The following is a 20753-nucleotide window of genomic DNA, read 5'->3' as shown; positions in this document are numbered from 1 at the left end:
TACGCAGCGCTGGTAGACAGTGTCTATGAGAAAACCGAACGCCCGTACCGGGCCGCCCGGAGGAGCGCTGCGCGCCCTCACCCTGCTCGCCGGTGCCACCGGGGCCGCCGTCGTGGCGCTGGACGGCACCGTGCTCGTGGTCGTCCAGCCCGCCATGCGGCACGAGCTGGGGGGCACGCTCGCGCAGTTGCAGTGGGCCGGCACCGGCTATCTGATCGCCGTGGCGAGCCTGCTGGTCTTCGCGGGGCGGCTCGGCGACCGGTACGGGCACCATCGCCTCTTCGCGCTCGGCATGCTGGGCTTCGGCGCGGCCTCGGCCGGTATCGGGGTTGCCGACGGCATCGGCTGGGTCATCGGACTGCGCGCCGTGCAAGGGGTGTTCGGGGCGCTGCTGCAGCCGGCCACGCTCGGCATGCTGCGCGCCGTCTTCCCGCCGGAGCGGCTGGGCATGGCGATCGCCGTGCGGACGAGTGTGATCGGGCTGGCGGCCGCTGTGGGGCCGGTGCTGGGCGGGGCGCTGGCCGCGGGACCGGGCTGGCGGGCGGTGTTCTTCCTCAATGTTCCGGTGGCGGTGGCCGTGGGGATCCCCGCGCTGCTGGCGGCGCGGAGAGCGCCGGGAAGGACGGCGCGGGACGCCGGTCTCGACCTGCCCGGCGCCTGCCTGCTCGGTGTCGCACTGCTCTGCCTGGTGCACACACTCGTCGCCGTGCCCGATGGCGGCTGGACGACGGTGAACGGCCTCGCGGCGGCCGTCGGAGCCGTGACGGCCGCCGTCTTCGTCCGGCACGAACGCCGGTACGCCGCAGCGCCGTTGGTGCCCGGGGGGCTGCTGCGCACGCCGGGCATCACGCCCGCGCTGGCGCTGCTGCTCGTGAGTTCGGCGGCGCTGCACGGGACGCTGTTCGTCGGCACGTACTTCCTTCAGGACGTGGTCGGACTCGACCCCTTCGAGTGCGCGGTACGCACGCTGCCGCTCGCGGTGACGATGGTGCTGGGCGCTCCGCTGTGCGCCGTACTGTTGCGGCGGTACGGTCCGCGCCGTACGGCCGGGGCAGGTGCGGTGGTGCTGGCTGCGGGGGTGGCGCTGTTGTCCCGGGCGGGGGCGGAAGCGGGTGCGGGGACGGTGGGTGCGGCCTTCTTCGCGCTGGGCGGGGGCTTCGTGGCCGTCATGGTCACCGCAACCTCCGTCGTGGTGCGGCAGGCACCGGCCGGGCAGGCGGGGGTGGCCGGCGGTCTGAAGCAGACGGCGGTGAACGTGGGCCCCGTGCTGGGAGTTGCCGCGGCCACCACGCTGATGTCCGTCCGTTCGGCTACCGGACAGCCGCCCGATACGGCCTTTCTGGCGGCGATGGCCCCGACCCTTGGCTGCCTGGCGCTCGTCGCGGCCATCGGGCTGCTGCCGGCCGGCCGCTTGCCGGGCTCCGACTCCGGCTCAGGAACAAAAAGTTACCGACGAGTTGACAGTGTTTCCCGCCGCGCTCACTCTTAGCTGCGCCGTGTACATGCCATCTTCACCCAGTGGAGGTGGTGTCTGTACAAGTCACGCGAGGAGAGACGTATGGGAACTCAGGGGGACGGCACCGGCATCAGCAGACGGACGGTGCTCGCGGGCGTCGGCGGCGCGGGCGCGGCCGCCGTACTGGGCGGCGCCGCACTGCCGCGGTCGGCGTACGCGGCCGAAGGCGGCGTCGACAAGCTGCCGATGCCCGACAAGGCCGAACTGACCCTGCTGCTGACCGGCGACGCGGGCACCGGCGAGGACGGCCAGTGGAAGGTCGCCGACGCCGCCCGCGCGGTGTGTGCGCGGCGCGGCGTGGACCTGGCGATCGGACTCGGCGACAACATCTACGAGAACGGCCCCGAGAGCGACACCGACGACGAGTTCCAGTCCAAGTTCGAACGCCCCAACACCGGACTCGACGTCCCCTGGCTGATGGTGCTCGGCAACCACGACACCAGCGGCATCATCCCCGGCAGCGGCGGCTGGCCCTCGCGGGGCGACCACGAGGTGGCCTACCACGCGCACTCGGCCCGCTGGTACATGCCCGGCCGCTACTACGCGGTGGCCGTACCCGGTGGCGCCACCGAGCCCGTCGCCGAGTTCTTCGCGCTCGACACCACGCCGCTCTCCTCCTATGTGCTCCAGACCGACCCCCGCTACTACTGGGACGGGCCCTTCGCGCGCGAGCAGCGTGCCTGGCTCACCGAGTCGCTGGCCGCCTCCCGCGCCCGCTGGAAGTTCGTCTTCGCCCACCACCCGCTCCGCAACAACGGCACGCACCGCAACGCCGGCGAGTACGAGGGCGTGACCTGCGGCGACTACCTCAGCGGCAAGCACGTCAAGGAGCTGTACGAGCAAGTCGTCGTCGGCAAGGCGGAGTTCATCCTCTCCGGCCACGACCACACCCTGCAGATCCTGGACACCGGCGCCGACTACCGGGGCACCCAGCAGATCGTGTGCGGCGCGGCGGCCAAGACCAAGGGCCGCGCGGACAAGCCCAGCAACAAGGCGTTCTGGGAGGCCTACGACACCCTCGGCTTCATGCTGCTGACGATCAACGCGCAGCAGGTCGTCGTGGACGCCTACACCGTCGACCCCGGCACCGGCGAGCACACCCACGCCTACCGCCACACCCGCACCGACCGGCTGCCCGCCACCGCGGGAGCCGTCTCGTAGGCGCCGATTCCCGCACCATGATCGGCCCGGCGTAGATTGGCCCGATGGCGGAGGGGACGAAGACCACAGTCGGGGTGGGGGACGAGCCGGTGGCGGCCGCGGCGAAGCCGGGACTCGCCAGATCATCGTTGCTGATGGCGGCCGGTACGGTCGTCTCGCGCGCCACCGGACTCATCCGGCAGGTGCTCCAGGCGGCGGCACTCGGCACCGGGCTGCTGGCCAGCACGTACAACACGGCCAACACCGTGCCGACCAGCCTGTACACGCTGCTGATCGGCGGCGCGCTCAACGCCGTGCTGGTGCCGCAGCTGGTCCGGGCGCGGGCCACGCACCCGGACGGCGGTCGCGCGTACGAGCAGCGGCTGGTCACCCTGGTCGTCACCGTGCTCGCGCTCGGTACCGCGCTCGCCGTCTGGGCGGCGCCGCAGATCGTCGGCCTCTACATGCGGGACACCCCGGCCCGGCACGAGGCGTTCGAGCTGACCGTCGTCTTCGCGCGCTTCCTGCTGCCGCAGATCTTCTTCTACGGACTGTTCGGGATGCTCGGGCAAGTGCTCAACGCGCGCGAGAAGTTCGGCGCGATGATGTGGACGCCCATCCTCAACAACGTCGTCCTGGTCGCCATGTTCGGTGCCTACCTGGGGATGATGACCGTCCCCGAGCGGGTCGCCGACATCACCGAGGGGCAGGTGCGGCTGCTGGGCCTCGGCACCACCGCCGGGATCGCCCTGCAGGCCCTGGCACTGATTCCCTTCGTCCGTGCCGCCGGGTTCCGCTTCCGGCCGCGGTTCGACTGGCGCGGCACCGGGCTGGGCAGCAGCGCCCACGCCGCCAAGTGGACGCTGCTGTTCGTACTGGCCAACCAGGTCGCGCTCACCGTCGTCACCAACTACGCCAACGCCGCCGACCAGGCACTGCCCGAAGCGGGCGCCGGGTACTCCGCGTACACCTACGCGCAGACCATCTGGATGCTTCCGCAGTCCATCGTCACCGTCTCGCTGGTGACCGCGCTGCTGCCCCGGATGAGCCGCGCGGTGGCCGAGGGGCGCCCCGCTGACCTGCGCGCCGATCTGGCGAGTGCGCTCCGGCTCACCGGCGCCGTGATCGTCCCGACCGCCTTCCTCTTCCTCGCGCTCGGACCGCAGATCGCCGCGCTGCTGTTCGCACACGGCGCCGCTGACGCCCAGTCGGCGCAGCCGCTGGGACAGATGCTCCAGGCGTTCGGCCTCGGGCTGATCCCGTTCTCGGCGCAGTACCTGCTGCTGCGCGGCTTCTACGCGTTCGAGGACACCCGGACGCCGTTCTTCATGGCCGCCTTCATCGCGGCCGTCAACATCGCCCTGGCCACCTGCTGTCATCTGGCGCTGCCCGCGCGGTGGGCCGTGACCGGCATGGCCGCGGGCTATTCGCTCTCCTACGCGGCCGGGTTCGCCCTCACCGCCTGGCTGCTGCGCCGTCGGCTGGCCGCGCCGCTGGACCCCTCGGGGCGCGTGCTGGGCGTGTACGGGCGGCTGTTCCTGGCTTCGGCTGCCGCGGCGGGGCTCGCCTGGTGGGCGGCGGACGTGGTGCGGGGCGCGACGGGCGGGGGCACGGCCGGCTCGGGCGCGGCCCTCGCGGCGGGCGTGGTGGTGCTGGCGCTGGGCCATGTGCTGCTGGGGTGGGTGTTGCGGGTGCCGGAACTGCGGGGGTTGGGGGGCCGGCTGAGAGGGCGCGCCCCGAAGGGGCGCGGGGAACTGCGCGACTAGCACAGCTCGCCCGCACCCGGGCGAACAACCTCGGCCCCGACAGCGGCTTCCCGCCACCCGGGGCGCCGTACCCAGCATGAACGTACCGTAGTGCCGCCGAGAGGCTGGACCGTACCAAGGTGAAAGGGCCGAGATGACCGCTGAACACCCCATCGCCGTACTGGGCGAATGCGTCGCGGACGCCTTCGTGGCGCCGCCGCGCGGCGAGGACCCCGCACCGCTCGCGCTGGATGTCTTCCCCGGCGGCGGCCCGGCCAACACCGCGGTGGCGCTGGCACGGCTGGGCACCCCGACCCGCTTCCTCGGCCGGCTCTCGCACGACGTGTTCGGGCGGCTGTTCGCCTCCCGTCTCGCGGAGTCGGACGTCGACGTGAGCCACGCGGTGCGCGCGTCCGAGCCCAGCACCCTGGCCGTCGCCGACGTCGCCGAGGACGGCAGCGCCGACTACGCCTTCCACGCCCAGCAGACCGCCGACTTCCAGTGGACCGACGAGGAGCTGGCCTCCGGCACCGCCGACCCCCTCTCCTGCCTGCACACCGGCTCGCTCGCGCTGGTGCAGCAGCCCGGCGGTGCGGCTGTCGAGCGGCTGCTGGCGAAGATACGTGACCGCGCCACCGTCTCCCTCGACCCCAATGTGCGTCCCCTGCTGGTCGACCCGGCCGTCTACCGCGAGGCGCTGCCCCGCTGGTGTGCGGCCGCCGACATCCTGCGGCTCTCCGACGACGACCTGGCCCATCTGCGGCCCGGCGCAACGCCGGACGAGGCCGCCGACGCCTTCCACGCGGACGGGGTGCCGCTGGTGGTGGTCACCCTGGGTGCGGAGGGGGTCATGGCCTCGTTCGACGGCAACCGCTTCCGCGTTCCGACGCCGCCGACCGAGGTGGTGGACACCGTCGGTGCGGGCGACTCCTTCATGGCGGGCTTCCTGCACGCCCTTCGGGGAGCGGGCGCGTTGGGCGGCAGACTGGATTCCCTCACGGGGGAGCAGGTCACCGAGGCCCTGACGTTCGGCGTACGGGTCGCCGCCGCGGTCGTCTCCGTCCGCGGCGCCAACCCGCCCTGGGCGCGGGACCTCGGTTAGAGCCGCGCCCCGCGCCGACAGGGGCACCCCTCCCCGGAGGCCGGCCGCCTCAGGGGCAACGCACCACCTGGCCCGCCCAGGAGAGGCCGCCGCCGAAGGTGAGGAGGAGGACGGGGGCGCCCGGTGGCAGTTCGCGGCGCTCGACCAGCTTGGCGAGGGCCAGCGGTACGGAGGCGGCCGAGGTGTTGCCGGACTCGACCACGTCGCGGGCGACCACCACGTCCTCGGCGAGCTCCAACTGACGCACCAGGGCCTCGATCATGCGCAGGTTGGCCTGGTGGGTGACCACACCCGCCAGGTCCCCCGGCGCCAGCCCGGCCCGTTCGCACGCGCGGCGGGCCACCGCCGGAAGCTCGGTGGTGACCCAGCGGAAGACGGCCTGGCCTTCCTGGGCGAAGCGCGGCTGCCAGTCGTCCAGCAGCCGTACGGTGTCGCCGCGCGTCGGGTCCGAGCCCCATTCGACGGGCCCGATACCGTCCGGCTCCACCGCGTCGGCGCCGTCCGGTACGGCGCTGACGATCGCGGCGCCTGCCCCGTCGGCCAGCAGGACACAGGTGGTGCGGTCGGTCCAGTCGGTGACGTCGGACATCTTCTCCGCGCCGATCACCAGCGCGTGGCGTGCCGCGCCCGCGCGCACCGAGTGGCTCGCGGAGGCGAGCGCGGTGCAGAAGCCGGCGCAGCCGTTGTTGAGGTCGTAGGCGACGGCTGAGGGGATGCCGAGCGCGCCCGCGACCTGGGCCGCGTTGCTGGGGCAGCGGTCGCGTGCGGAGCAGGTGGCCAGTACGACCATGTCGATGTCGGCGGGGTCCAGGCCGGAAGCGGCCAGCGCCTTGCCCGCCGCCACCGTGGCAAGACCTGCGACGGTCTCGGACTCCGCCGCGATCCGCCGGGTGACGATCCCGGTGCGCTGACGAATCCACGCGTCGCTGGTCTCGACCATGCCCGCGAGGTCGTCGTTGGTCAGTACGCGGTCGGGCTGGTGGTGGCCCAGCGCTGCGATACGGGTTCCCGGCACGGTGCTGTTCTCCTCGTCGAGGGGACGGTGTGGCGGGAATATAGCAACCGATCGATCGGAAGTTAAACCGCTCGGGCCGGTTACGATGGGTGCATGAGTCCACGCAAGTCCGCCGCCGAGGCCCGCAGAACGCGCGAGCGGATCATCGAGCGCAGCGTCGCCATCGGCTCCGTCGAGGGGCTGGAGGGGCTGACCATCGGGCGGCTCGCCACCGACCTCGGTATGAGCAAGGCGGGCGTGCTCGGCCACTTCGGCTCCAAGCAGGCCCTCCAGCTGGCCGCACTGCACGGCGCCTCGGGACTCTTCACCCGCCTGGTGTGGGAGCCGGTCGCCGGGCTGCGGCCCGGGCTGGTCCGGCTGCGGGCCTTCTGCGAGGCGTGGATCCGCTATCTGGAACGGGAGCGCACCGCCTTCCCCGGCGGCTGCCTGTTCACCGCCGCCTCCGTCGAGTTCGACGCGCGCGGCGGCCCCGTGCACGACACGGTGGCCCGCTTCATGCTGCGCGGACGGCGGCTGCTCGTGAACGATCTGCGGATCGCCGTCGAGGTGGGGGAGCTCCCCGGCGACGTGGAGCCCGAACAACTCGCCTTCGAACTGCACGGCCTCTACATGGGGCTGAACCAGGAGCTCCAGCTCTTCGCCGACGCCACGGCTCCCGCCAGGACCCGCCGCGCCCTGGACCGGCTGCTGGGGCCGCCGCCGGGCGGCTGACGCCTGGCACAGGGGGCGGCTGCTACGAGGGTGCCCCTGCCTGTGTGTTGCAGGCTGCGGCGATCCCTGGTTGCGCGCGCCGTTCCCCGCGCCCCTTCGGGGGCGCGCCGTGTGCCTGCGGCGCCGTCCCACGAGGGTTCCGTACTGTGACCCGTGGGGTGTGCCGGACAGGCGAACGGGCACCCGGGCGCCCCGCACGCGGCACGCTGGAGGCAGGCACAGTGCACGACGAGCACAGCGAGCAACAGACACCCGAACCCGCCGCGGCCCGGATCTTCTTGCGACCGGTTGCCAGCAGCCTTCCGCTGGGCCTCTTCTCCTTCGGCATGGGCACGATCCTGCTGTCGGCCGACCAGCTGCACTGGGTGCCGCTGCGGCACACCGGCCAGCTGTTCGTCCTGATGCTGGTGTTCGTCGTACCGCTGCAGCTGCTCGCCGGAGTGCTGGCCTTTCTCGCACGCGACTCCGACGCCGCCGCCTCGATGCCCACGCTGGGCGCGACCTGGGGCGGGACGGCCGTGCTGTCGCTGCTGCAGCCGCCGGGAGCGCGCAGCCTTGCCCTGGCGGTCTTCCTGCTGGCCGCCGCCGCCTTCGTGCTGATGCTCGGGCTGGTCGCGTTCGCCGGGAAGCAGGTGCTCGGCGTGCTGCTGACGCTGGCGGCCGTGCGGTACGCGCTGGACGGCGTCTACGACCTGACGGGCGTCGGCGCCGTACAGACGGCGTCCGGCTGCCTCGGCGTGGCTCTGGCGGTCATCGCACTGTACGGGGGGACAGCGGCGCTGCTGGAGGAGATGACCGAGCGGTCACCGCTGCCCCTCGGCAGGCGGGGCCGGGCACGGACAGCCGTCGCGGGCACCCTGTCGGACCAGCTCGTCACCGTGCGGAACGAGGCAGGAGTCCGCCGCCAGCTGTGACCGCCCGGCCGCGGCCGGCCAGGACAGGACCGGCCCTATGTCACCGGCAGCGCCCGCTCCACGATCCCCGCCAGGTCCAGTCCTGAGGGCAGCGTGCCGAAGGCCGCGCCCCAGTCGCCGCCCAGCCGGGAGGCGCAGAAGGCGTCGGAGACCGCCGTCGGCGCGAACCGCACCAGCAGCGAGCCCTGCAGCACCAGCGCCATCCGCTCCACCAGCCGCCGGGCCCTGGACTCGATCCCCTCCAGGTCCGCCAGCTGGGAGAAGACATCCTTGGTCGCCGCGTCCAGCCGATGGTCGGCGCCGTGCGCCTGCCCGATCTCGGTGAGGAAGGCGTTCAGCGACTCGGGGGAGCGCTGCAGCGCCCGCAGCACGTCCAGCGCCTGGACGTTCCCCGAGCCCTCCCACAGCGAGTTGAGCGGCGACTCGCGCAGCAGCCGCGGCATCGGCGACTCCTCCACATAGCCGTTGCCGCCGAGGCACTCCAGCGCCTCGCCCGCCAGCGGAACGCCCCGCTTGGTCACCCAGTACTTCGCCGTCGGCAGCGCCAGCCGCAGGAAGGCGCGGTCAGCCGCCGCCTGTTCGCCCTCACCCGCCGCGCTGTCGTACGCGGCGGCCAGCCGCAGCGCCAGCGTGGTGGCCGCCTCCGACTCCAGCGCCATGTCCGCGAGGACGTTTCGCATCAGCGGCTGCTCGATCAGCAGCTTGCCGAACGCCGAGCGGTGCGCGGTGTGGTGGACGGCCTGGACGACGGCCTGCCGCATCAGCGCGGCCGATCCCGTCACACAGTCCAGCCGGGTCGCCGCCACCATCTCGATGATCGTCGCCACCCCCCGGCCCTCCTCACCGACGCGGCGCGCCCAGGTGGTGCCGTCGAACTCCACCTCGCTGGAGGCGTTGGAGCGGTTGCCCAGCTTGTCCTTGAGCCGCTGGATACGGAACGCGTTGCGCGTGCCGTCCGGCAGCACCCGTGGCACCAGGAAGCAGGTGAGCCCCCCGGGCGCCTGCGCCAGCACCAGGAAGACGTCCGACATCGGCGCCGAGCAGAACCACTTGTGGCCCAGCAGCGTGTACGCGCCCTCGCCGCTGCCCTCGCCCGTCAGCGGCACGGCCTCGGTCGTGTTGGCCCGCACATCGCTGCCGCCCTGCTTCTCCGTCATGCCCATCCCGGCGATCGCGCCCAGCTTGGCGCTCGCCGGCCGGTCCAGGCCCCAGTCGTAGGAGCGCGAGCTCAGCCGCGGCTCCCACTCGGCGGCCAGCGCGGGGTCCTTGCGCAGCGCGGGCACGGCCGCGTGCGTCATCGAGACCGGACAGCTGTGCCCCGCCTCCACCTGGGACCACACATAAAAGCCCGCCGTACGCAGCAGCTGCCCGTCGGGCCGCGACCACGCGTCCGTCAGCCCGGCGCCCACCGCCCGCTCCATCAGCCGGTGCCAGGAGGGATGGAACTCCACCTCGTCGATCCGGTGCCCGTACCGGTCGTGGGTACGCAGCACAGGCGGGTACTCGTTGGCCTGCCGGCCCCACTCCTGCGCCTCGGCCGAGCCCGCGGCGCGGCCCAGCTCCGACAGCTCGGCGCGGGCCTCCTCCGCGTGCTCGGGGGCCACATGGCGGGCCACGCCTTCGGCCAGCGCGGGGTCGGCGGCGAAGACGTCGTAGTCGACCAGCGGCGGAGCCTGGTTGGTCACGGTGTGTGTCGAGGGTGGCATACAGATACGTTAAAGAGGTGCGTGCAGTCGAGGAAACCCCTGAGCAGACCGCCGGACGGGCCCCGCGGTGGGCTCCCCGGCGGTCCCACAGCCAGTTCCGCAGGGCGCGGGTGAAGTACCGGGACGTCCCCAAAAGGAGGATGGCCTGGCTGCTGCTCAAGGACACTGTCAACTCGTGCATGGAGTACCGCGTGCTCGGGCTGGCGGCCGAGGCGGCGTTCTTCACGCTGATCTCGATCCCCCCGCTGCTGCTCGGCGTGATCGGCCTGCTGGGCTACCTGGACTGGATCGGCGCCGACACGATCGAGATGATCCGGCGCAACTTCCTTGACGCCTCCGCGACCGTCCTCTCCGACCGGGGCGTCGACCAACTGGCGCGCCCGCTCATCGACGACGTGATCAAGGGCGGGGGCCCCGACGTGATCTCGCTGGGCTTCGCGCTGGCCCTGTGGTCGGGCTCGCGGGCCGTCAACGTCTTCATCGACACCATCACCGTGATGTACGGACTGGACGGCCGGCGAGGCATCGTCAAGACCCGGCTGCTGGCCTTCTTCCTCTACCTCGTGGCCCTGGTGATCGGCGCCGTGGCGCTGCCGCTGATGGTGGCGGGACCGGACGCGGTGCTGCGGCTGGTCCCGCAGGCCGAGTGGGTGGTCGGCGTCTTCTACTGGCCCGTCGTGCTGCTGCTGTCCATCGTCTTCCTCACCACCCTGTACCACGTCTCCGTGCCGGTGCGCTCCCCCTGGCGGGAGGACATCCCCGGCGCGCTGGTGGCGCTCGTCATGTGGGTGCTCGGCAGCTTCCTGCTGCGGCTGTATCTGACGAACACCGTGGAAGGCCCCACCATCTACGGCTCGCTGGCCGCGCCGGTGGCGGTGCTGCTGTGGATCGGCGTCTCGGCATTCGCCGTGCTGGTGGGAGCGGCCGTGAACGCGGCGATCGACCATGTCTGGCCCTCGGTGGCCACGGCGGCGGCACGGCGCGCCAACGAGCGGCGCCGGGAGGAGGCGGCCGCCGAGGTCGTCGCCGCGGTCGCCGCGCGGCGCCGCCGGATGGAGGAGTACGAGGACGGCGAGGGGGACGGCTTCGACATGGACGCTCCCGCGGAGTTCCCTGAACGCTGGACCAAGTTCCTGCCGCCCGAGGACGTCCGGGGCCGTCTCCTGCGCCCCCGGGGCCGCGACCGGGGCGACGACAGCGAGGGATGAAGCGAGGGATGAAGCGAGGGATAAACCGGTGGCGGCGTGGCACCCTGCCGGGCTACTGTCCGACCGGACCCGCACGGTGGCGCACAAGTCCGCCGTGCTCTGCGACAAGAACGGAGGTGTCACTGATGGCTGTCATCGCGCTGGGCGCTGCCCACAACCAGTCCGTCACATTCACCTCCGCGGCCACCGGCTGACTCCTTCCCACCCGGAGCCGGGGCCGCCCTTGTGAAGGGTCAACCCCTTGTCGCAGCACATCTCTCATCCTTCTGCCCACCCCCGCGCTCACGCCTCCGCACAGGACCACGCCGTACTGGCCGCCTACGGCTGGGACGCCGACTGGCAGGCGGCGTACGACCGGGCGATCGCCGACCCGGCCACCGCCGGCCCCGACCCGCTGCCCGGCAGGGTGGTACGGGTCGACCGTGGCCGGTGCGACCTGGTCACCCCGGCCGGCACCCTGCGCGCCGACACCGAGTTCGTCGTCCCACGCGACCCCATGCGGGTCGTGTGCACCGGCGACTGGGCGGTCGTCGACGCGGACGGCGCCCCGCCGTACGTACGGACGCTGCTGCCGCGCCGTACCGCGTTCGCCCGCTCCACCTCCTCCAAGCGCTCGGAGGGCCAGGTACTGGCCGCGAACGTCGACCACGCGCTGATCGCCGTCTCCCTCGGCGCCGAGCTGGACCTGGGACGCATCGAGCGGTTCATCTCGCTGGCGTGGAGCAGCGGCGCCCAGCCGCTGCTCGCTCTCACGAAAGCGGACCTCGTCCCCGACGCCGTGACCGTCGGGCACCTGCTCGCGGACGCGGAGACCGCAGCGCCCGGCGTCCAGGTGCTGCCGGTCAGCGCGGAGACGGGCCAGGGGATCGACGTCCTCGCCGCGGGCCTCGCGGGCGGCACCACGGCGCTGCTCGGCCAGTCCGGGGCGGGCAAGTCCACGCTCGCCAACGCGCTGCTGGGGCGCCGGGCGCAGACCGTCCAGGCCATTCGTGACCGGGACGGCAAGGGGCGGCACACCACGACCACCCGCAATTTGCTGCCTCTGCCGATGCAGCTGGGCGGCGGCGTCCTCATCGACACCCCCGGCCTGCGTGGGGTGGGCCTCTGGGACGCCGAGGAAGGGCTCGGCCAGGCGTTCTCCGAGATCGAACAGCTCGCCGCCGAGTGCCGGTTCCAGGACTGCGCGCATCGGGAGGAGCCCGGCTGCGCCGTGCTGGCCGCCGTAGAGGACGGCACCCTCCCTGGGCGCCGCCTCGACAGCTACCGCAAGCTGCTGAGGGAGAACGCCCGCTTGGCCGCCCGTACGGATGCGCGGCTGCGCGCTGAGCAGCGGCGGGTCTTCAAGCAGCGGCAGGCGTTGGGGCGGCACATGAGTGAGCGCAAGCGCGGGCGCCGCGGTTGATGGTGCCGCGCGGTTCTTGGGCCCCCTCCCGTGTTTCTGGGGAGGGGGTGCCCCTTGTGGGGCGCCCCGACGGCCCTGTCCGATTTCCGCTAGCCCTCGCTCTGGCGCCCGCCCACACTGGAGGGCGTGACCACACAAGACAGCAGGTACGAGGCCGTACGCAGCAGGGACGCCCGGTTCGACGGGGTGTTCTTCCTGGGCGTACGCACCACCGGGATCTACTGCCGGCCCAGCTGCCCGGCAGTGACGCCGAAGCGGGAGAACGTCAGCTTCTACCCCACGGCGGCGGCCGCCCAGGCCGCCGGCTTCCGTGCCTGCCGCCGCTGCCGCCCGGACGCGGTGCCCGGTTCCGCCGAGTGGAACGTACGCGCCGACCTGGTGGGCCGCGCGATGCGGATGATCTCCGACGGGGTCGTGGACCGCGAAGGCGTCGCCGGACTCGCCCAGCGCCTCGGGTACAGCCCACGCCAGGTGCAGCGCCAGCTGACCGCGGAGCTCGGCGCGGGTCCCGTCGCGCTCGCCCGAGCGCAGCGGGCGCACACCGCGCGTGTGCTGCTCCAGACGACGCCGCTGCCCGTCACCCAGGTCGCGTTCGCGGCCGGATTCGCGAGCGTACGGCAGTTCAACGACACCGTCCGCGAGATCTACGCCCGTACGCCCAGCGAGCTGCGCGCCGCCTCGGCGCGGGGCGGGCACGGCCCGGCGGGCCGCCCCGAGGTGCGGGACGCGGCGACGCACGGTGGCGGGGCCGCCGCAGGGGTCCCGCTGCGGCTGGCCTACCGGGGCGCGTACGCGACCGAGCAGGTCTTCGGCTTCCTCGAGCACCGCGTCATACCGGGCGTCGAGGAGGTGCTGGGCGAGCCCGGCAGCCGCACCTACCGGCGCACGCTGAACCTGCCGTACAGCACCGGCATCGCGGAGGTGGACGAGTGCCCGGCACGCAGCGGAAAGGGCTGGCTCGAATGCCGGCTGCACCTGGGCGACCTGCGTGACCTGACGACCGCCGTGCAGCGCATTCGGCGCCTCTTCGACCTGGACGCCGACCCGTACGCGGTCGTCGAACGGCTCGGCGGCCGCACGGCGCTGGGCGAGTTGGCCGCCCGCACACCGGGGCTGCGCTCACCCGGGGCCGCCGACACGCACGAGCTGGCGCTCCGCGCGGTCCTCGGCCAGCAGGTCACCGTCGGTGCCGCGCGCACGCTGGGCGGCAGGCTCGTCGCCGCGTACGGCAAACCGCTCGCCTCTCCCGACGGCACCCTCACCCACCTGTTCCCCGAGCCCGACGCGCTCGCCGAGGCACCACTGACCGAGCTGGGCATGCCCGAGACCCGCCGCCGCACCATCCGGGCCGTCGCGGCCGCCCTCGCGGACGGCACCGTCGTGCTCGACCCGGGCGCCGACCGGGAGGAGACCGAACGGGCACTGCTGGCCCTGCCCGGAGTCGGCCCGTGGACGGCCGGCTACATGCGGATGCGTGCCCTGGGCGACCCGGACGTCTTCCTCCCCGGCGACGCGGGCGTACGGCACGGACTGGCACTGACCGGGGCCGCGCCCGGCGACGCCGACCAGTGGCGCCCGTGGCGGTCCTACGCGCTGCACCACCTGTGGTACGCGACGGGCCTCACTCCTCCGCCAGCCCCCAACTGTGCACCTTCCGCGGGTGAATGACGATCAGCTCGTCACTGAAGTGCGGACCCAGGTCGTGCGGCCCCTCGCGCAGCTCGGCCACGCCCCGGATCTCCACGCCGCGCACCCGCCACGGCTTGAGACTGACGATGTCGTCCACGACCAGCGAGAGACGCGGCTGGGTGCGCAGGTTGCGCCACTTCTTCGTCGTACCGAGCGCGTAGCCGCCCACCAGGATCGTGCCGTCGTCCTGCGGGAAGAACCCGACCGGATTGTTCTGCGGCTGCCCCGCCGTATCCACCGTCGCCAGCCGCCCGAGCCGCTGGGAGGCCAGGAACTCCCGCTCGGCGGGGGAGAACTCCCAGCCGCCGGAACCGGCGGGAGCGGCACCGGAATTCTGTGTCACCTGTGTCATACCGGCAGTGTCGTACCCCCCACTCGGCCCCACATCGGAACCCGGTCGTACCCCCACCCCCGCCTTCTGCCCTAGGTCCTGCCCCACCGGTGCCGTACCGACCGGCGGGAGGGGGACAATGAGGCCATGAGCCGACAGGGGGCACAGGGTGGTGGGCAACCCCGGGACTGGTGGGCGCAGTTGTACGACCCGCGCGCTCCCGATACGGGCCGCGCGCGGGCCTCGGACAGCCTGGATGAGCGCTACCGCTCGGTGAGCCGCACCCTGACCGACGCCTCCGGTGCGGAGCCCGGCCCTTCTGGGACCGTCGACCCGGAGCCCTCGGGGGTGCTGCCGGTGACCGATCCCGGCTCGGTGGCCGAGGTGGTGCCGGACACGGTGCTGGAGGGGACGCGGTACGGGTGCACCGCGCTGCGAGCGGCTTCGGTACGCGGGGAAGCGGCGCGGCGTGCGGGGGAGTTGCGCACGGACGCGCTGTTGGTCGTACGGTTCGGAGCCGGCGAGGACGGGTTGCTGCTGGCCGCAGTGGCGGCAGGGGCCAGGTCGGGGCCCGGCGGGCACCGGGCCGCGCGCGAGGTGTGTCACTCGATAGCGGCGGCCGTCGGCCGCAGCAGCGCGCGGCTCGTGGCGGATCTGCGCGCGGACCGCAGGAGCGAGCTCCAGCCCGGCCTGCACCGGCTGACGGACCGGACCTTCGGCAGGCTGCGCGCCAAGGCGGCGGCACTGGGTCTTGAGCCCGGCGGGTACACCGCCGACCTGCGGTGTCTGCTGCTGCCCGCCGATCCCCGGTGTCGTACGCGCGTCGCCTTCGGCACCGGCGGGGGCGGGCTGTTCAGGCTGCGCGGCGGAGCCTGGCAGGACATCGAGCCCCCGGCCACCGTGTCACGGCCGCCGGAAGGGGATGCGGTGATCGGCCGCGATCCGGCCGCCGGCGCCGCGGCGGCCCGGGACGGGTTCACTCCCGCGCAACCGCCCGAGCCCGCCCCAGCCGAGCCGTTCCGCTTCCGCTCCTGCGCCTCGGACCCCGGTGACGTGCTGCTGCTGTGCGGCCCCGGTCTGGCCGAGCCGCTGCGCGTCGCGCTGTCCCATGCCGGGGAGCCGCACGCCGAGCCGACCCTCGCGGACCGGCTCGCCGCCCGCTGGGCGCCCCCGGGAGGGGAACTGCCCGGACCCGGGGCGTACCTCGATGAGTTGGGGCGCGGCGTCGAGGGCTTCGACGGGGACCGTACGGCGGTCACCGTCTGGGAGAGCTGACCGGCAGCCTCACGCCTGCGGCGCCCTGGTGGCCCGTACCGCCTCCAGGTACTCGGCGATGGCGTCCCGGTTGCGGCTCAGGCACTCCACGCGTGCCGTCATGCGCTCCAGTTGGTCCTCGAGGGTGGCGAGCATCTCGGGGGTGGCGTCCTGGAAGTGGATGACCCTGGGCTTGTCGAGGCACGGCAGGATCTGTTTGATGATCCGGGTGGGGAGCCCCGCGTCGAGCAGTCCGCGGATCTGCAGTACGCGGTCGACGAACCGCTCGTCGTAGTCGCGGTAGCCGTTGGGCAGGCGGTCGGCGACGATGAGGCCCTGCTCCTCGTAGTAGCGCAGCAGGCGCCTGGGCGTTCCGGTGCGCTCCGAGAGTTCTCCGATCCGCATACGGCCGCCCCTCGATCTCTCCGGCTCCGGTTCGGGTTCCGGGACTGCTTCCGGCTCCGGTTCTGGTTCCATTTGACCTTCACATCAATGTGAGGGTTCGAGCATACCGGCCATGCGAACCGACACCGCGCGTGCAGCGCACACCGGGACCGGGGCCACGCCCCCGACTCCCCCTGAAACCGCCGCTGTCCGCTCCGGCGACCGCCGGAGCCTCCCGCTCGCCGCGCTGCTGGCGCTGGCGACCGCCGTCTTCATCACCAGCCTCACCGAGACCCTGCCCGCCGGACTGCTGCCCGCGATGAGCGCGGATCTCGCCGTCAGCGAGTCCGCCATGGGCCAGACGGTCACCGTCTACGCGGTCGGTACCGCTCTCACGGCCATCCCGCTGACGGCGTTCACCGCCGGGTGGCGGCGCAAGCGGCTGCTGCTGACGGCGATGGCGGGCTTCGCCGCGGCCAACACCGTCACGGCCGTCTCCACCGACTACACCCTCACCATGGTGGCGCGCTTCGTCGCCGGGGTGGCCGCCGGGCTCGCCTGGGCGCTGCTGGCCGGCTACGCGCGCCGCCTGGTGCCCCCGCACCTGGGCGGCCGGGCCATCGCGATCGCCATGGCGGGTATCCCGGTGGCGCTCTCGCTGGGCGTCCCCGCCGGCACCTTTCTGGGCAAGGCGCTGGGCTGGCGGGTCGCCTTCTGGGCCATGACGGTGCTCACCGCCGCGCTGCTCGCCTGGATCACGGCCGCCGTCCCCGACCAGCCCGGGCAGCGTCCGGAGGCGCGGACACCCATGCTGCGCGTCCTTCGGATACCGGGCGTGGCACCCGTACTGTTCGTCACGCTCGGCTACGTGCTGGCCCATACGGTGCTCTACACCTACATCGCGGCCTTCCTGGGCGACGCGGGCCTGGGCGGTCAGGTCGACCGGGTCCTGCTGGTCTTCGGCGCCGCGTCCCTGGCCAGCATCTGGTTCGTCGGCGCGCACATCGGGCGCAGGCTGCGCGCCCTCACGATCGGGGGCGCGCTCCTGGTCGCCGTCGCGGCAGCCGTGCTGGCGGTGGCGGCCGACAGTACACCGCTGGTGTACGGCGCGGTCGCCGCGTGGGGACTCGGCTGGGGAGGGGCACCGACGCTGCTCCAGACGGCCGTCGGAGAGGCGGGCGGTGAGTCCGCCGACGCCGCGCAGGCGATGCTCGTCACGCTGTGGAACTCGGCCATGGCGGGCGGTGGCGTGGTGGGCGGCCTCCTGCTGGACGCCCTGGGCGCCGGGGCCTTCCCATGGAGTGTTCTGGCGCTGATGGCGCCGGTGCTGGCCGTGGTGCTGGTGGCCCGCACCCACGCCTTCCCGGCACGGCGCGCCACCGCCACCGGGTGAGGCGCCACGTCACGCCCCCGGTGAGTGCCGGGGGCGTGACCGTACCGTCAGCCGAACTGGCGCTCGATCTGGGCCAGTTTCTCCTCCAGCGTGTCGAGCCGGGGACTGGCGGCGTTCTTCTCGCCGCCGATCCCCTCCCGGCCGAGGTCACCGCGGGCTGCGGCGCTGTCGTCCCCCACGGCCTGCAGAGCGGGTCTGCTGCGCGGCACGGGCGCGGCGCTCACCGCTGGCAGGTCGGCGGGGCGATCGCCGGGGACCGGCGAGGCGGCCGGGGACGCGGGGGGCGAGGCCGCCGTTGCGGGGCTGCCGATCTCGACCTCCACATGGGGTCCCGGCTGGCCGCGGCCCATGCTCCAGCGCCGGTGCTGCCGGTTGATGGCCTTGACCCGGGCCCGGTCCAGGCGCTCCTGGTCCTTGCGGCGCAGCCGCTCCTGCTCGCGCCTGCGCCGGTCGTCGCGCACCTCGTCGACGGCCTCGTCCAGCGTCCGCACGCCCTCCAGCAGCATCAGTGACCACGCCCCGAACGTCTCGCGGGGCGCCCGCAGCCAGCGGACGATACGGATCTGCGGCAGCGGCCTGGGCACCAGCCCCTGGTCGCGCAGTGCGGCGCGGCGGGTCTGTTTGAGCGCGCGGTCGAACAGGATCGCCGCCGAGAGGGACATGCCGGCGAAGAACTGCGGGGCGCCGTCGTGCCCGACTCCGCGCGGCGCGTGCACCCAGTTGAACCACGCCGCGGCGCCCGCGAAGATCCACACCAGCAGCCGCGATCCCAGTGAGGCGTCACCGTGGCTGGCCTCGCGTACGGCGATCATCGCGGAGAACATCGCGGCCCCGTCCAGCCCGAACGGGACCAGGTACTCCCAGCCGCCGCTCAGCCCCAGGTTCTGCCTGCCGAAGCCGACCAGTCCGTGGAAGGAGAGTGCGGCGGCCACGGCGGCGCAGCAGAACAGGAGCAGGTACGCGGCTGTCGCGTAGAGGGTCTCCTTCCGGCGGCGCCGCTCCTCCATGCGCTCCCAGGAGTCGGGCTGTCCGGGCTGGCCCTGCGCCGTGGCCGCGTCGTCCCCGGCTGAGGCGCTGCTCTCGGCGGAGGAGCTGTGGCGGCGCGAACGTGCCATCACGAGCACCGCGGTCAGAGTGCCGACGAGCAGTACGGCGCTCGGCAGCACCCAGTTCAGCGATATGTCGGTCAGTCTCATCGGGTGTGCCCCTTGCCGCGCGGTACCGGGGCGCGCACATCACGGACGCCGCGTACGGGTCCGTATGTGCGCGGGGCGGTGCCGCGCTCGCGCTCTGGCTTGCTTCGTGTTGCCGAGCATCTTTACGGCAGCGCGGTACCCCTATGGGGGGTTTCGGGGCAAGAGAACGCCAAAAGGGGGGCACCGGGGGCCGACAGAGGTACGTGGGGTCGAACTCCTCAGCGAGTGCCGGTCATCCGCTCGATACGTTCCGCGTCGCACGTACGGGGGCAGGTGACACAGGTGTCCTCGGGGCGGAGGGTGTAGAAGAGGCAGCAGCTCGCCCGGTCACGGGTGGTCAGCGCGGAGCCGTCGGGCGCTGACAGCCGGCGGAAGCCCGCCGGCTGGGCGAACGGTTTCAGCGAGCCGGGGAGCAGGAGTTCGGCCTCCGCCTTCGCGCGCGGCTCCTCGCCCAGCAGATGGCCCAGATACCAGAGCCCTTCGGTGATCTCGTCGGTGGCCATCCCCCACAGCGCCCGCGAACCGCGCCGCGTCCGCGGCCTGAACCCCTCGAGCACCGGCCCCAGATGGGCCGCCACAGCGCTCCGCACCTCGGCGCGCAGGGCCTCCTCGCCGGAGACCACGCGGGCCCCGGGCGCGGATGCCGCCGGGTCGTCCGGCAGGCACGCGAACTCCTCGATACGGACCGCCAGCCGGCCCAGCGACCGCTGGAAGGCCACCGCGTCGACGGGCAGCCTCGGCACCCGCCGCTGCAGGAACCAGGGGATCGTCACGAGCAGGCAGACGGGCCAGGCGTAGCGGTGCAGCCCGAAGCTGGCGATCACGTCCGGGCGGCCCGGCTGCCCGTAGTCCCGCAGGATCTGCTCCTCGTCCCAGGCCAGGAACGAGTCGAGCGCCTCGCCGCCGGCCGCCAGGGTGCTCGCGCGCACCCAGCCCGCGCCCTCGGGCAAGGGCTCACCGGCCGTGGTCTCGGTCACACGCAGCGAGGGGAACACCTCGGTCAGCCGCGCGTACGCCGCACGGAAAGGGGAGACGTCAGGGGCTACGCGGGCGAGGGTGGGCACAGCCATGAGGACCACCGAATCGACGATCGTTAGCAGGTAAGCCTTACCTTAGCTGATTGTGCCCGAGGTTTGATCTCGTGTCGCGTCGGCCTAGGGTGCACGGCAGCCTGCACTGGTGATGACGTACGGAGAGTGCTGGGGGCCATATGGAGCAGAGCCGAGCGCGGTCGGCAACGGCGCCGACAGCCGTCTCGCGGACCGCCGTCGCACCGACAGCCGTCGTGCCGACCGCCGCGTGGGCCGAGAGCGTGCCGGACGCGGTCCCCTTCGCGTCGCCCGAAGCGAGTACCGCGCGGCAGCCGGAGCCGGCCACCCGCGGCGAACACACCCACAGCGAGCCGACGCCCCCGAAGGTGGTGCCACAGCGGCACTCCGTGCGCGACCAGATCTTGGAAGCCCTGCGCGACGCCCTGCTCTCCGGCGAACTCGTCCCTGGCGAGGTCTACTCCGCACCGGCCCTCGCGGAGCGCTTCGGAGTGTCGGCCACACCCGTACGGGAGGCGATGCAGCTCCTGGCGAGCGAGGGCGCCGTCGAGACGGTGCCCAACAGGGGCTTCCGCGTGGCCCGGCACAGCCCCCGCGACCTGGCGGAACTCACCGAGATCCGCGCCCTGCTGGAAGTGCCGGCCGTACTGGCGCTCGCCCGGTCCCAGCCCGTGGAGCGCTGGACCCGGCTGCGGCCGCTGGCCGAGGACACCCTGCAGGCGGCGGCGTGCGGGGACCGCACCGCGTACGCCGAGACCGACCGCGCCTTCCACCGGGCCGTGCTGGAGCTGACCGGCAACCGGCAGCTGGTCGCGGTGGCCGAGGACGTACAGCGGCGGGCGCATCTGTCGGCCCTGCGCGCCTCGCCCGCACCCCGCACCACCGACCTGCTGGCCGAGGCCGCCGACCACCTCGCACTGCTGGACGCGCTGACGGACCAGGACCTCCCCGCAGTCGAGCGCCTCGTACGCGGCCACTTCTGACCTGCGAGCGACCCC

General features: G+C 73.2%; 18 protein-coding genes. 12 read left to right on the top strand and 6 right to left on the bottom strand.

Annotation, left to right across the window (positions count from 1 at the left end):
* The first annotated feature begins 25 nt into the window (after positions 1-25).
* The 4 genes from HC362_RS06935 to HC362_RS06920 all read left to right on the top strand — a co-directional run bounded on the left by HC362_RS06935 (position 26) and on the right by HC362_RS06920 (position 5503).
* A complete protein-coding gene (locus tag HC362_RS06935; RefSeq protein ID WP_243083046.1) occupies positions 26-1489 on the top strand; it encodes an MFS transporter in 1464 nt (487 codons plus the stop codon).
* A 69-nt stretch (positions 1490-1558) separates the two neighbouring features.
* Positions 1559-2677, top strand: coding sequence for a metallophosphoesterase (locus HC362_RS06930; RefSeq protein ID WP_243083045.1), 1119 nt, complete (start codon positions 1559-1561; stop codon positions 2675-2677).
* A 134-nt stretch (positions 2678-2811) separates the two neighbouring features.
* On the top strand, positions 2812-4422 hold the full coding sequence (murJ, locus tag HC362_RS06925; protein WP_243088402.1) for a murein biosynthesis integral membrane protein MurJ: 1611 nt from the start codon (positions 2812-2814) through the stop codon (positions 4420-4422).
* 133 nt (positions 4423-4555) lie between these two features.
* Positions 4556-5503 (top strand): carbohydrate kinase, encoded by a 948-nt coding sequence (locus tag HC362_RS06920; protein ID WP_243083044.1) that lies wholly within the window; start codon positions 4556-4558, stop codon positions 5501-5503.
* 49 nt (positions 5504-5552) lie between these two features.
* On the opposite strand, the gene HC362_RS06915 is transcribed toward HC362_RS06920, so the two are convergent.
* Positions 5553-6518: a beta-ketoacyl-ACP synthase III gene (locus HC362_RS06915; protein ID WP_243083043.1), complete on the bottom strand. Its 966-nt coding sequence runs from the start codon at positions 6516-6518 to the stop codon at positions 5553-5555.
* 93 nt (positions 6519-6611) lie between these two features.
* Here HC362_RS06915 and HC362_RS06910 point away from each other — a divergent pair, with 93 nt between their 5' ends.
* Entirely contained in the window at positions 6612-7229 is a 618-nt protein-coding gene (locus HC362_RS06910) for a TetR/AcrR family transcriptional regulator (RefSeq protein ID WP_243083042.1), read from the top strand.
* Between the two features lie 221 nt (positions 7230-7450).
* Positions 7451-8143 (top strand): GPR1/FUN34/YaaH family transporter, encoded by a 693-nt coding sequence (locus HC362_RS06905; protein WP_243083041.1) that lies wholly within the window; start codon positions 7451-7453, stop codon positions 8141-8143.
* 35 nt (positions 8144-8178) lie between these two features.
* Here HC362_RS06905 and HC362_RS06900 read toward each other — a convergent pair whose 3' ends face one another.
* Complete coding sequence (locus HC362_RS06900; protein ID WP_243083040.1) at positions 8179-9849, bottom strand: acyl-CoA dehydrogenase family protein; 1671 nt, start codon at positions 9847-9849, stop codon at positions 8179-8181.
* 17 nt (positions 9850-9866) lie between these two features.
* On the opposite strand from HC362_RS06900, the gene HC362_RS06895 reads away from it, so the two are divergent.
* From HC362_RS06895 to HC362_RS06885, 3 genes are all read left to right on the top strand, one after another.
* Positions 9867-11057 carry a YihY/virulence factor BrkB family protein gene (locus HC362_RS06895; RefSeq protein WP_243083039.1) on the top strand — a complete coding sequence of 397 codons (1191 nt, stop codon included), beginning with the start codon at positions 9867-9869 and terminating at the stop codon, positions 11055-11057.
* Positions 11058-11310: 253 nt separating this feature from the next.
* Positions 11311-12459 carry a ribosome small subunit-dependent GTPase A gene (rsgA, locus tag HC362_RS06890; protein ID WP_243088401.1) on the top strand — a complete coding sequence of 383 codons (1149 nt, stop codon included), beginning with the start codon at positions 11311-11313 and terminating at the stop codon, positions 12457-12459.
* A gap of 126 nt (positions 12460-12585) precedes the next feature.
* On the top strand, positions 12586-14127 hold the full coding sequence (locus HC362_RS06885; RefSeq protein ID WP_243083038.1) for a DNA-3-methyladenine glycosylase 2 family protein: 1542 nt from the start codon (positions 12586-12588) through the stop codon (positions 14125-14127).
* On the opposite strand, the gene HC362_RS06880 is transcribed toward HC362_RS06885, so the two are convergent.
* On the bottom strand, positions 14081-14500 hold the full coding sequence (locus HC362_RS06880; RefSeq protein ID WP_243083037.1) for a PPOX class F420-dependent oxidoreductase: 420 nt from the start codon (positions 14498-14500) through the stop codon (positions 14081-14083). The two genes, HC362_RS06885 and HC362_RS06880, sit on opposite strands and share 47 nt — an antisense overlap.
* Before the next feature lie 126 nt (positions 14501-14626).
* On the opposite strand from HC362_RS06880, the gene HC362_RS06875 reads away from it, so the two are divergent.
* A complete protein-coding gene (locus HC362_RS06875; RefSeq protein WP_243083036.1) occupies positions 14627-15754 on the top strand; it encodes a protein phosphatase 2C domain-containing protein in 1128 nt (375 codons plus the stop codon).
* Between the two features lie 9 nt (positions 15755-15763).
* Here the strand turns inward: HC362_RS06875 and HC362_RS06870 are convergent, their stop codons facing one another.
* Positions 15764-16138, bottom strand: coding sequence for a MerR family transcriptional regulator (locus HC362_RS06870; RefSeq protein WP_209264212.1), 375 nt, complete (start codon positions 16136-16138; stop codon positions 15764-15766).
* A gap of 112 nt (positions 16139-16250) precedes the next feature.
* On the opposite strand from HC362_RS06870, the gene HC362_RS06865 reads away from it, so the two are divergent.
* Positions 16251-17510 (top strand): MFS transporter, encoded by a 1260-nt coding sequence (locus tag HC362_RS06865; RefSeq protein ID WP_243083035.1) that lies wholly within the window; start codon positions 16251-16253, stop codon positions 17508-17510.
* Positions 17511-17557: 47 nt separating this feature from the next.
* Here the strand turns inward: HC362_RS06865 and HC362_RS06860 are convergent, their stop codons facing one another.
* Entirely contained in the window at positions 17558-18706 is a 1149-nt protein-coding gene (locus HC362_RS06860; protein WP_243083034.1) for a DUF2637 domain-containing protein, read from the bottom strand.
* 218 nt (positions 18707-18924) lie between these two features.
* Entirely contained in the window at positions 18925-19776 is an 852-nt protein-coding gene (locus HC362_RS06855) for a (2Fe-2S)-binding protein (protein WP_243083033.1), read from the bottom strand.
* 140 nt (positions 19777-19916) lie between these two features.
* Between HC362_RS06855 and HC362_RS06850 the strand changes: the two genes are divergently transcribed.
* Positions 19917-20738 carry a GntR family transcriptional regulator gene (locus tag HC362_RS06850; RefSeq protein WP_243083032.1) on the top strand — a complete coding sequence of 274 codons (822 nt, stop codon included), beginning with the start codon at positions 19917-19919 and terminating at the stop codon, positions 20736-20738.
* Positions 20739-20753: the final 15 nt, after the last annotated feature.

The organism is Streptomyces sp. 891-h, assembly GCF_022760275.1.
GTDB classification, from domain to species: domain Bacteria; phylum Actinomycetota; class Actinomycetes; order Streptomycetales; family Streptomycetaceae; genus Streptomyces; species Streptomyces spirodelae.
Note: the sequence above shows the minus strand (reverse complement) of the source record. Positions and strands in the feature narration are given on the sequence as shown.